5 protein-coding genes are annotated in these 13,022 nt (G+C 68.3%); 1 reads left to right on the forward strand and 4 read right to left on the reverse strand.

What is annotated here, in order from left to right; genetic code table 11:
* Positions 1-385 precede the first annotated feature (385 nt).
* The 4 genes from AB0H28_RS06735 to AB0H28_RS06750 form a co-directional block, all read right to left on the reverse strand.
* Positions 386-628, reverse strand: a complete 243-nt coding sequence (locus AB0H28_RS06735; RefSeq protein ID WP_358035307.1) for a type II toxin-antitoxin system RelE/ParE family toxin — start codon at positions 626-628, stop codon at positions 386-388.
* Positions 625-924: a type II toxin-antitoxin system Phd/YefM family antitoxin gene (locus tag AB0H28_RS06740; RefSeq protein WP_358035309.1), complete on the reverse strand. Its 300-nt coding sequence runs from the start codon at positions 922-924 to the stop codon at positions 625-627. Before AB0H28_RS06740 ends, AB0H28_RS06735 begins: the two co-directional genes overlap by 4 nt.
* 550 nt (positions 925-1,474) lie before the next feature.
* A complete protein-coding gene (locus AB0H28_RS06745) occupies positions 1,475-8,434 on the reverse strand; it encodes an RHS repeat-associated core domain-containing protein (RefSeq protein WP_358035311.1) in 6,960 nt (2,319 codons plus the stop codon).
* Positions 8,435-8,608: 174 nt separating this feature from the next.
* Positions 8,609-12,148: a LamG domain-containing protein gene (locus tag AB0H28_RS06750; RefSeq protein WP_358035313.1), complete on the reverse strand. Its 3,540-nt coding sequence runs from the start codon at positions 12,146-12,148 to the stop codon at positions 8,609-8,611.
* 513 nt (positions 12,149-12,661) lie between these two features.
* On the opposite strand from AB0H28_RS06750, the gene AB0H28_RS06755 reads away from it, so the two are divergent.
* Positions 12,662-13,021, forward strand: coding sequence for a YraN family protein (locus AB0H28_RS06755; protein ID WP_358035315.1), 360 nt, complete (start codon positions 12,662-12,664; stop codon positions 13,019-13,021).
* Position 13,022: the final 1 nt, after the last annotated feature.

The raw sequence follows: 13,022 nt of genomic DNA on the forward strand, positions 1-13,022 counted from the left end.
ACACCAGTATCGAGCCAGAACGGCCCACTACCAGCGAAGACTTCGACTTCATCAGGTACGGCTGGAGTACTAGCAGCTGCCTTGCGCCAGCGAAGCCCGCCCGGCGGAGCGATTTGCCCAGGACGATCGCCCCAGGATCAAGAGAGGCGGTCTGACCGAATCCAGGCCGTACGCAGGCACGTATTCAAGGCCTACGATCCCCGCGGTAGCCGCATCCCGAGACTCGCCTCGCGATCAACAATTCCTGAATAGACGATCGCGCCGACAAGGCACCGGGCGATGCCCCCAAGTTCAAGGCGCCACCGCGGCGTCGTACGACCGTCTGGTCAACAGCCCTTGCCGTTCAGTTCATCGCAGACAGACAAGGCCGCCGGACCCGGAAGGCTTACGAGTAGACGTCCTTGCGATGCCCGACCGCGTGGATGGTCAACTCGTCGCCGTCGAGGCGGTAGAGCACCCGGTAGTCACCGACGCGCAACCGACGCCCGGATCCGTCGCGCATCTCGGTCGAGTTCTGCGGGGCAGGGTCGGAGACCAGGCCGAGGATCGCGCTCAGGACGGTCAGGAAGACGTTGCGGGGCTGCTTGTGCAGCCAGACCAGCACCTCCCGGTCGATCTGGACCTTCACGCCGCCGCACCGCCGGCCCGGTCGGCCAGCAGCGCCTCCACCTCACGAGGATCGACCCCAAGCGACTCCAGAGCCGCCGACAGCGGCACGAACTGCCCCTCGGCACGGGAACGGGCGATCACTGCGGCGTCCCGGCGGTCCCGGAACGCCTCGATCTCCTCCCACTCGTCGATGCCCACCAGCACGGCCACCGGCCGCTCGTACTTGGTGATAATGACCGGCTCCCCGGTGCGCTCAACCCCGTCCAGCACCCGGCCGGCGCCATCGCGGAACTCCCGCAGCGTAATCCTCGTCATGTACCACACCGTACCACGCGGTACCGCACTGCCCGAGGAGTAGCGTTGCAGCTCCGAGACCCGACCAAGCGACCAGGCCGCCGGCGGAGCCACTGGGCTAAGAGTTGCTCCGCACCAAACTTGGCAGCACGGAGATCAGCGAGCCAATCAGCCACGGCGGAGAACCGCCACCCTGACCACCCTTATCCGCTAACGTTGTCATCAACTACTGCCGTCAGATACCCAGAAGCCCCGCCAGGACATGCCTGACGGGGCTCCATGGCCACTTCTGCGACTCACCTCGGGCGGTTACCGACCCCGCGTTCTAGCCTCGCGAGCCAGCGAAAAGTCTTCTTGAAGGAGACTTCCCCGAAAGGGAGTCCTGGAATCGTCGAGCACAACAACCCTCAAAGAATCCCCAACCTCCGGAAACCCCGCCTCGTCGGATTCGGCCGGAACCTTGAGGCTATCAATGAAGCCACGCTCGCCATCCTGCGTCACTACAGCCACCCCCCAGGCAAGGACGGCGGTTACAGTTACAGCAAGCTCTTGGTCTACGAGCACGGTCACTTCAGCCAACCTTCGGTTCCCATACCCTACGCAGGGTAAGTTCATTGAAGCGTTCGAGTCGCGCAGTCGGAATTACAAACTCAATCCTCACAGAGCCACCAGGACCCTGCCTGTCATAACGAAATGCTGTGTCGCCAAATTCCTTCAGAAAGTCCTCGTGCATTTCATATCGAATCATTCCGTTGGCGTAAGAGCCGCGACCCTGATATTCGGCCGCCACACTCCTCTCCCCGAAGTAGACCGACGCGTCGCCCTCTTGATGGGATACTGGGTTCGGACCGTGCTTCAATTCGTGAGCCATGTCGTCCACCTTCGGCGTCCTGTAAATTGAAACGCCACAGTTGTGAACCAACACCGGCGTGTCGCCGGCTATCACATAGTACGTGTGGACGCTGCGGACCGTGAGGTCGCGCATGGTGCGGTGTCCACCGAAGCTGTCGACCTTCGCCACCGTGACGGCGACTCCGTCCGGCGACAGCAGTTCCTCCGTCGGCTGGAGGTCCGCCGCGTCGACCCACTTGTTGCGGCTCTCGCTCCAGAAGGGGTGGTGCTGCGTCGTGTGCAGGGTGATGAACTCGCCGTCGCCGTCGCGGACCGAGAGGTCGGTCAGCGCCTCGTCCTCATTGATGTGGAGGGCGTCGACGGACTCCGCGCTGGTGGCACCGGTCTCCGGATCATGCGTCAGGACCTCGTCGCCCTCGACGACCTCCCCGATCGGCTTGCTCTTTCCGTCCGCCATCAGGACCGGGGTGTCCGGGGCGAAGCTGTGCTTGCACGACTTCTCCGGCGGCGCGTCGGTGTTCTTGGTTGCGGGCTTGCCCTTCGTGCCCGGATCTGGCTTCTTCGTAGGCGCGGGCGAAGCCTTCGGCTTCACCTTGGCGAGATCCTTGGCCCGCGCCTCCGCCTTGAGAATGGCCATCTCGGCCAACTCCTGGCGCGGGTTGATCTTCGGCGTGAGCTTCTCCAGCGCCTCCTTGCTCAGGACCTTGACGGCCTTCTTCTCCGCCTTCTTGCCGAGCTGCTCGCTGACCCACTTGCAGGCCCGCTTCACGAACTTGCAGACCGGCGGCCCTGGGGCCAGCGTGACGATGGCCGACTTCGTGTCACCCTCGTGGAGATAGAGGGCGGCATCGGCCACGTCGGCTCCCGTGCCGACGACCGGCACCCAGGACACCACCCCCGCCGCATCGTGCAACACCTTGTTGTTGAACAGGCCCTTGTCGCGGCGGGTCGACTGCGGCTTGTACTTCTCGACAGCGTCCTGACAGGCGTAACCGTCGAGGGAGTGAGGGCACAGCCCCGTCGGGGTGTCGACTCCGGCGTACTCGGCGATGATCTCGCCACTGGGGTCGGCGTAGGTGACGGGATTGTTGGAGGCGTAGGCGTACGCCTGCATCTGCTGCGGGTTGCCGACGTCGTTGATCGGGTCGGCGGAGATGAACCGGCCGATCGACGGGTCGTACTCGCGCGCTCCCAGATGCGTCAGGCCTGTGGGGTCCTGGTAGCCGCCGAGGAAACCTTGTTGATTCGGCCACGTGACGGCAGCGCCGCGCGGGCCGCCGTAGGGTGTCTGGCGACGTTGGGTGATGGTTTGGTTGGTGTCGTTGGCGATGCTGACCTGTGAGGTTCCCTGGTGGTCGCTGGCCAGCCAGGTGATGCCCGTGACGGTGCGCTGGGCGATGACCTCGCCGTTGAACGAGTAGTACCGGGTGGCGTTCACCTGGCCGGTGCTGCCGTTCTTGCGCACCTCCTGGTCGCCGAGGAACAGCGTGCTTCCGGTCGGGTCGGTGGCGATGAGCCGGTTGCCGCCCGCGTCGTAGATGTAGGAACTGGTCCCGGTGCTGTCCGTCACCGAGGTCAGGTGTCCCTCGACATCCCAGGTCATGGTCTGCTGCCCCGACTTGCCGGGGCGGGTCTTCATGTTGCCGGTTTCGTCGTAGGTGTACGAGCCGGTGGTGGTGCCGGTGTTGTCGGTCCTGCTCCAACCGTCGAGTCGGTGCGGCTGCGCCGCCTTGGCCGCCGGATAGGAGTAGGACGTGGTGACCGTGCCGGTCGGGGTGCCGCGTTCGATCTGGGTGAGACGGTTGCCGACGCGGCCCTTCGGGTCGTCCGGCGCGCCGAACGACCACTGCTGCCAGTACGGTGCCGGGCCGCCCAGCTCCGACTCGTTCTGCGGCTTCGCGCCACAGTCGTAGGACGCCGGTGTCCAGGCCTCGGTCAGTCGGCGCTGGTGGTCGTAGGCGAAGCACTGGGTGTCGCGCGGACGGGCACCGGAGTTGTCGTCGACCTTCAGGATGTTGCCGCTGGCGTCGTACTCGTAGAAGGTGTTCGCCACCGGCACCGGAGCGGTCGTCCGCTGGACGGAACTGCTGGTGACCCGGCCGGTGGCCGGGTCGAAGTTGTTCTTCGTCTGGACGGACTTCGTGCCCGTCAGCTGGGTGGACCGCGTGATCAGGCTGAGTTCGTGCAGGTTGGTGTACTCGGACCCGATCGCGTAGTAGCTGGCGTCACCGTAGTTGGTGGCGAGCTTGTCCAGCATCGCGTACGTGGTGTCGTACTGGTAGTTGAGGACCTCCTCGCTGAGGCCGCCGGCTGCTGGAATGGTGAGGGTGTTGGGCGACCCGTCGGCGAGGAAGCTGGCCTTCGAGGTGAAGGTGCAGGTGACCGCGCCGATGCCACAGAAGCCGGCCTGCGAGGAGGGCAGGGTCAGCTTGGTCTGGGTGGGTCGGTCCATCTTGTCGACCGACACCAGTTCGCTGCGGTACTCCTCGGCGCCGATCCAGCGCGAGGAGGACTTCGTCGCGCCCTTGATCGGTGAGTCGTAGGTGAACTCGGTCCGCTTCGGACCGGTGAGGCTGCCCTCACGGGTCGTCAGGGGCCGGCCCATGCGGTCGTAGGTGTACCAGATATCCGGGGTGTCCGGGCGGGCGTCGGTGGTCCGCTCGAGTTCGCCCAGGTCGTTGTAGTGCCTGGTCGAGGTGCCGGTGTCCGGGTCCGTGGTGGAGGTGGGCCGGCCCTGGATGTCGTAGGAGTACGACCAGGTGTTGCCGGACGGGTCCTTGACGGTCGCCAACTGCCCCACCGGGTGGTAGGTGTAGCTGGTCTCGTCGTACGTCCCGGTCGCGGTCGGACCGTGGTACTGCCAGAGCTTCTCGGTCCGGCCGTACAGGTCCGTCCACACCGTGGTGGCCGCGTCACCCGTCGGCGGCGTCACGGTGGTGTGATCGCCGTGGTAGGTGGTGGAGGTCCGGGCCTTCTCCACCTGCACCCCGGCGGAGGTGCCGAGCAGGAGTGAGTGGATCGGACGCCCGGCCGTGTCGTACAGGGTCTTGGTCTGGCTGGGGACGTCCTTGTCGTCGCGGAACTTGACGACGGTGGTGTCGATGGCACCGGCGTCGAAGTAGGCGGCGTTCTCCTTGTAGATGCGTCCGGCGGCGTCGTAGAAGGTGTCGGCGAGGATACGGCCGCTGCCGTACGCCGACTCCTGTGCCTGCCGGGGGCGTCCCAGACCGTCGAGGACAAGGTAGGAGGTGTCGGTGCCGCCACGGGCGTTCAACGCCTTGGTGGTGACGACCGAGGGTTGCGTCTTGGACAGGGTGTAGGTGTAGCTGTTCGAGGGCGCCGACCCGTAGATGGCACGGTCGCGGTTGGGCAGCCAGACCGCTGTGGTGCGGCCCACGGCGTCGTAGGTGATCTCGGTTACCCGGTTGTTGGGGTCGGTGATCTTTACCGGCACCCCGAAGGCGGGATCGAGATCGACGGTGCTCTTCCACGTCAGCGGGTTCGTGGTGATCACCTGCGTGACCGGCCCGCCGGATGCCGGCACGTAGTCGGTGTCGGTCTTCTCCCCGGCGATGTCGAAGCTCGCGTCGACCCGACCGTAGGCGTCGTAGGTGGCCGAGGACACCGTCTTGTACGTCCGGGTACCGCCGCTGAACCCGGTGATCGTCTCCACCGCGGTCGCCAGACCGTCGGTCGGCGCCGCACCGTACGCCTGCGAGTCGAAGCTGAAGCGGGTGTCCGCGGTGATCTGGTTCTCCGCGGTGGGAGTGGTGCCGCACCCGCCGACCCAGCCATGCGTCCGCCGCACCGGGTCGAGCAACCACTTCGTGGTGTTACGGCCGTACTCGGTCTTCACGCATGCTTCGTCGCCGGTCTTGGTGTCGTCTCCGCCGTCCTCCACGCTGGTCGGCATGCCGTATTCGTCATAGCTGGTGGTGGTCGTGGTCCGCCGGACACCGCCGTCGGTCGCCCCGCGGGCGTGCGTTGCGCCGATCCGGGCGTACCGGGCTTCCGCGACGGGTGTGCCGGAACGGGTGGCGGTGGGCGGGTCGGAACGCCACATGTCGTTGACGGTGGCGGCGAGGACCGTGGATCCGAGCCAGGTGATGGTTTCGCGAGGGCTGCCCGCGAAGTGCTCGTAGTCGTTCGCCGGACCACCCTCCCGGCCCTGCACCTTGGTGGTGCGGGTGCCGCCCCCGGCGAGCTTGTCGCCGTACATGCCGCGGTAGTACAGGGTCTCGGTCTTGGTGCGGTCGGCGCCCTCACCTCGGTAGGTGACGACCGTCGGGTACCCCCGCCACTGCGACCAGGTGCGGGCGTCGTCCGGGGTGATGCCGGTGTCGTCCTCGTAGTGCCACAGCGGTTCGTCGTTGTCGTTGAGATAGTCGTAGGCGGTGCGCACCGGCCGTGCTCCGCCGACCTCGTCGATCTGCTGGACCTCCTTCACCACGTACTTGTGGAAGAAGTCGGTCACCTTGTCGGTGTAACCGGGTGGTGTCCACCTGACCGGGTAGCAGAGCAGCGTGTTGCTGTCCAGGGCGCTGCCGGAGGGCATCTTGCTGCCCTTGACGCACTCCGGGTCGCTGTAGGTGACGAAGATCTTGCCACCGGTCTCCAGGTTGATCTGCTTGACCCGGTGCCAGTTCATGGCGAGCGCCCAGTCGCTGCCCGCGGCATCGACCCGATTCTGCATCTGGACCCGTTCGAAGGTCACCTCCGGGGCGGTGACGGTGCCGCCGTTGAGGCCCTTGTGGGTGATGCCCTCGAGCCACAGGCCGGCGCGGGTGCCGTCGCCCGGGTCCGGGAACGACTGCCGGAACGTCCAGGAGTCGACGTTCTGGTACGCGGTCCCCTTCCGCACCTTGGTCAGGATCTGGGTGGTCCGCTTGGCCGACCAGAAGGTGGGCGAGCCGTTGAGGCAGGGCTTGGTGGAGGAGAGGCACTCCTGGTCCCACGGGGTGTCCGGCCAGGTCGTCTCGTTCCTGGTCGTGCAGTTGGACAGGCAGCGGTCGGTGTTCGTCAGCTCGACGCGCACGGGAACGTTCTCGACGTACGGCGAGGTGGCGGCGTACTCGTTGTTGTCCCGGTTGTCGCTGCCGTAGTCGATGCGGGTCAGGTAGCCGGCCCGGTCGTAGACGACCGGGGCCGAGGTGGCCTTGTTCTTGGCGTAGTAGTTGGTTTCCTTCGACCACCAGTAGGACATGGTGTTGCCGTGGATGTCCTGGACATAGTCCAGGTTCCAGCGCCAGGCCTGCCGCTTGCCGTTGCAGTCGGAGGCGGCGAACGTGGCGGCGTGGCAGGGCTCACCCGGGTTGTTGCCGTAGACGGGGACGGTGAGCACCGAGTTCGTCGTGGGCTTGCCGGACGACCAGCCCGGCAACTGGTGGCGGCCGAACCAGTACTGCGTGCCGTCGGTGGTGGTGACCTTCCAGTACTCGTTGTTGTCGTCGCCGTTGTTGTAGGCAGGCGTGGTGGCCAACTCGATCTTCGAGCCGTCCTCGTTGCGCGGGTGCCACTTGCCGTCGCTGCCCTTGAGCAGTTCCACCGAGCTGCCGTTGAGCGACATGACGGCGTTGTCCGGCCCCCAACACAGGTCGCCGGTCTTGACCGTGTTGTTGGCGTTGCCGTCCATGTCGTCGGCGCAGGCCTTGTATCGGCGTTCGATGAAGCCGGGAGAGTAGTCGAAGCCCTCGCCGAAGGCGCCCGGCTGGTTGTTGGACGCCGCATGCCGGCCGTCCACGGACTGGGACGAGTAGCCGACGCTGAGCGAGGGCGAAGGCCCGCCCGGCCCGGGCGGCGTGCGCATCGGATAGGACCACTGGAAGCTGCCCGTGGCACCGCTGTGGCTCCACGAGGAGGACGGGCTGAGGCTGGACGCGGTGAAGTCGCCCGCCCCACCGGACGGGCCGCTCGTCAGCGCGACGAGCGTCCCCGCGCTGGCCGCGGCCGGAGCCACGCCGAGCCGCTTGGCCTCCGCCGGAGACAACGCCCCGCTCACCGGGCCCGCCGAAACGGTCGCCGAAACCGTTCGGGTACGGACGTTGTTGCGCGAATCCAACGCGACCGGCCCGCAGTCCCTGGTCGCGGGTGAGGTCAACGCGCACTCGGGCAGCCGCTCAAGTCGCAGACGTGACGACCAGTCCGCACCGTACGCGGAGGCGAAGGCGGCGTAGTCGACGCCGATTTCGACCTGCCCGGCGGATCGTGTCCCGTCGGAGCGGCCCACCCGCAGGAGCAAGCCGTGCACCCCGGCGGCGGCGGTCTCGGTGCGCGACAACACCTCCACCCGCACCTTGCCGGGGGTGGACGCGGCAGATCGGGCCGTCGGCGAGCCGGCGACGGGCCGAACCGTCACCGGAAGGGTACCGGCGCGTACGGCGGCCTTGGTCGACCGGCCGCCGGCGGCGGTCGTCGGCAGTGCCACCTCGGCGGCGGACGCGCTCGGCCACGCCGGAGCGGGACGCTTCACCTCCGCGGCGCCGGTGTCCTCGGTCGGCTTGGTTCGCTTGACTTCGTGCAGCGGGGCGGACGGATACCGCTGCGGCTCAAGGTGTGGCGCCGTGGCTGGGCGCTGTGCCTGCGCGGGAATCTGCCCTCCGACTGCGGCGGCGAGCAACGCGACCAGGCCGACGGTGAGGGCGCGGCGGGCCCCGCTCCCCATGGCGTTGACGGCCGGCATCCGCCCGCGATTGCGGTACGGCCGACCAGCTCTGACTGTTCTCATCGGGTCCCTTCGAGGGTCACGTGTCCGCCCCGCACCGGCTCGCGCGGGAGGTTGCTGGGTGGTCCGGGCGCCACGCTCATGCCTGCGTGGCGCCGGACCGTTCACGAGGTCGGCGACTGCCGTTCGGTCTCAGAATCCGGCGAACACGGCATTTACCTCGGCGGCGCTGAGCGCCCCCTGCCACACCTGGACCCGGTCGATGTCGCCGTTGAAGTAGTCGGTCGGCGCGCCCCACCTGCCCCGTCCGATCGACAGGCCGCCCGCGCCGTGCCATGGGGCGAAGGCGGGCGTGCTCTGGTTGACCAGCACACCGTTGACGTAGAGGCTGATGGTCTTGGTGGTCACGTCCTGCACGGCGGTGAGGTGCGCCCACTGGTTGACCATGCAGTCGCTGCCGTTCACGTAGAGCCCGGAAGCGGCCGTCGAGTCGCCCGACCGGACCATCACCGACCACCTGGAGCCGTTGGCGTCGGTGCGGCAGCTCAGGAACGAACTGGAGATGTTCGTACCGTCCTGCGCGATGACCGTCCGCGCACCGGGCCCTCCGGCGAAGCGGACCCACGCGGACACCGTGTAGGACTGGTCGGTACGCAGCACCGGACCGTCCGTCACGGCCGCACCCGAGACACCGTCGAAGTTCAGCCCCATGGAGTCGAAGCCGTCCGCGGTCCACTGAGCCGACGGCGAAGCGGTGAGGTTCAGCGGGTGCTGATAGCCGGACGAGTCACCGGCCTGGCGCGGCTCCTCCTGGTCGTCGTCCTCCATGTCCCACTGGCCCACTCGAACGGGACGGACGAGGTCGACCAGGTCGATGTCCGGGTTGATGGCCCGGTTCCAGACGCGTACCTCACTGATCGCCCCCTTGACCCATCCGGTCGGCGACCCGTTGCGCCCGGCGCCGATCAGCAGCGGACCGGTCGCGGACCACGGCGGTGCGCTGGTGGCACCGGTGCCCTTGCGAACGCCGTTGACGTAGAGGGCGAGCTGGCTGCTGGCGCCGGCATCGTAGACGCCGGCAAGATGCACCCACACTCCCGGCTGCACCGGGTCGGTGGCACAGGCGGGCGAAGGGGTGGACGCCGCGTAGGCGGTGTCGGAGACGTAGCTGACGAAACACCAGCGCTGCTTCGTCGGGTAGTACTGCAGCTCGAACGGGCTCTTGTTGGTGCCCGCCTGCGCCACGACGACTCCGCCGACGGCGTCGGCTCGCACCCACGCGGCGAACGAGAAGCTGCGGGTCGTGTCGATCACCGCTCCCGCCGTGGCCGCCTGGTCGTCGACGCCGTCGAGTTCGATCGCCCAGTCCTTGCCGGACTGCTTGTGCGTGCCCAGCACCCGGGAGTCCGTCCATTTAGGCGACGGGGTCAGCGTCGCCGCGGCCCCACCGTCGATCTTGTTGGCCAATGCGGTGCCGGTGCCCTCGTCCATCGCCCAGTGGGCGACCGGGGCCGACGGGTCACCGGCGTAGAAGACGTAGTCGTAGGAGGCGGAGGGGTTGCCGGCCTGGTCGCGGCTGCGCACCGTCACCACGTTCTCCAGACGCACGGTCGGCGTCACCCACACCGTCGCAGGGCCTCCGAGCTGGCTTGCCCGTACCGTCATCTCCGGGCCGCCGTTGACCTGGTAGACGTAGTCGTAAACATCCGCCGCGCCGTTGGCCGAGAACGTGAACCGTCCCGAATAGCCGGGTGAGCCGTGGGAGTCGAGGTCGGTGCCGCGCGGTGGCGCCTCCAGATAGAGCCCGTCGGCCGCCGTGACGGTCGGGGTCGAGGCGGGCGCGGAGTAGTCGATGGAGAACTCGCACCACGGCGACGCGGTCGACGACCCACCGAGGGTGTCCTTGGTCTGCACCTGCCACCGGTACGTCTCGCCGTTGACCGTCTTCGTGGTCAACTGCAACTCCGCCTTGGCCCCGGGTGCGACCCCGGAGTCGGTCCTCGGCCAGCCGGACACGTTGGTCCAGGTGCTGCCGCCCAGCTTCTGGAGCGTGAAGACGCCGGAGAGGCTGCCGCCGCCACTGCCGTCCGGGTCGCTCACCGTCGCCTTCAGCCACGGGAAGTCCGAGCGCACCGCCGGTCGGGACGCACCTGTCACGCAGGGCTGAGCCGGCGCGGTGTAGCCGGCGTGGGTCGACAGCTGCGCCGCGGTCGGGGTGTTGGGGTTGGTGTTGTACTCGATCGTCAGCTTGGTCTGCACCGGGTCGAACTTCTTCCACCAGTTGCTCGTCGACTCCGACGACCCGTCGGACTGCCGGGTCGACAGCGCCAGCGTGTAGATGTCCTGGCCGCGGTTGGCGCTGATGTCGTTGATGACGTTCTGGCTGGAAAACTCCATCGGCTTGTCCGGCTGCGGGTCGTCGTCGCAGCCGGCGCCGCCCGACGGCTTGTGCGCGTGCGCCGACCGTTCCTCCAGCCACTTCGAGAAGCTCGGCCCGGACCAGGTCTGCTTGCCGGTGGTCGCCATGTCGGCCGTCCGCCACAGGTTCACCGGCGTGTTGCCGCAGTCCCACGAGTGCGTCATCTCGGTCAGGAACTTGGCGTCGCGGATCGTCTTGCCGGACAACGAGGTCAGCTTGAACGAGAAGTAGGACCGGTAGGTGCCCGACCCGTCGGGATCCTTCCCGACCCGGGCCACGCCGTCGTTGCGGGTCGCGTTGTTGGTGCTCGAATAGCCCCACCGGGTCTTCTCGATCGTGCTCCACGGGTCGATGACCACCGGGTACACGGTGCTCTTGCCGCGCAGCAGCGACCGATCCGGACGGATCACCAGGTCCTCGCCCTGGACCCCGGTCGCGATCTCCGCCTTGCGCGCCCGGTCCGGCACCACCCGCAGCGCGTCACGCCGGTCCTGCGCCGCGAACGCGTTCCCCGCCCGGCCCGTGGCGCCCTTGGCGGGCGTGGCCACCCCGGCCGAATCCCACATCAGCGCGCCTCCGGCGGACAGCACGGACCGTCCGCTGCGGTCGGCGACCTCGAACCCGCCACCGGCACGGGACCGCTTGGCGAGCGATCCGGTGGTACGCAGCGCGAACCGCAGCTCGTCCAACGCCGGGTTCGCCGCCGCCTGTGCGGACTTCACCACCAGCGCCCAGGTGAACCCGTCACGCAGCGCCCGCAGCCGCAGGTCCACCTCCGGCAGCACCGAGGCGTACACGGCGGTGTCGCCGTCGAGCGTCGGCGCCGGCAGCTCTCCCGGCCAGGACAGGGACACCTGTCCGTCGGCCAGCGGCAGCCGGATCGTCGGGCCGCTCCCACCGGCGGTGAACGTCACGTCGGTCAGCGTCGCCACCGGCGCCACCGACCCGTCGGCGCGCCGTTCGAGCCGGGTGTCGATCTTCCGCCACGGGCCACCGTCGCGGGCCCGGGTCCACTGCGGCTCCGCATACGACTCCAGCACCAGCGTGCCCCGCGGAGTCGCCAGCACGCGCGAGTCCTCGGTCCTGAGGCCGGTCACCTCCACCGGGGACTTCAGCTTCCCGGCCTGCGCCAGAGCATCGACCTCGCTCAGCACGGGCGCCTCGGGCGCGGCCGCCGCCTCGGGGGCCGCCGGTTCCGCGCCGGCCGGCGACGGCATCGCGGTCGGACCGGCGACGGCGACCAGGGCCAGCCCGACGAGCGACGCCGCGAGGCCACGACGGCGCCGCGGGGGGACGATTCCACGTCTTGTCACCAAAGCACTCCTCATTGCGTGGGTGAGCACAGCGAAGGGCCCGCGCGGTGCGCGGGAAAAGTGAGTGAGGATCGACCGCTACGGCAGGAGGCAGCGACGCCCGCCGCCCGAGCCGACGATCAGGTCAGGTCGGGTCAGTGCGCGGGGATCACCGCGGGAGAGAGGTGATCAGCAACCGCGACCGCGGGATCACCGATGAAAGGTGCTGCCGTTGTCTCTCCGGCACCACACCAACGCCTGGACGCACTGCTTCCGTTCACCCGAACCCCCGTTCAGTACCTGTCGGCGACGTGACAGTAGGGAACGTCGACTTGCGCTGTAAAGAGGCGTCACAACTGGTAGGCGCAAATCACCCATGGGCTCCCGAGATCGACGGTGCCATCACCGTCCGCCATCGCGTCCGGCCTAGCACATCGGCCGCATGATCGTGGGTTCGTCCACAAGCGGCCGTCGTCCACAGGCCGGCCCCGTGGACCCCCCGCGACCGTCCCCGTCGCCCGCATCCTGACCGGCATGACGAACCGGAACCAGGCCGTCGGCGCCTACGGCGAACGGTGCGCGCTGCGGCACCTGATCGAGACCGGGCTACGCCCGGTCGCCCGCAACTGGCGCTGCCCCGACGGGGAGATCGACATCATCGCCTGGGAGGGTCCGGTCCTCGCCTTCTGCGAGGTGAAGACCCGACGCACCGAGCGTTACGGCTCCCCCGCCGAGGCCGTGGTCCGGGCCAAGGCCCGCCGGCTGCGCGGCCTGGCCGCCCGCTGGCTCGCCGAGACCGGCACCACCGCCGACGAGGTCCGCTTCGACGTGCTCTCGGTCCGGCTGCCGGCCGCCGGCCACGCCCGCGTCGAGCACCTGCGGGGCGCGTTCTGAC

The sequence above is a fragment of the Micromonospora sp. NPDC050980 genome, from assembly GCF_040653835.1.
Taxonomy (GTDB): domain Bacteria; phylum Actinomycetota; class Actinomycetes; order Mycobacteriales; family Micromonosporaceae; genus Micromonospora.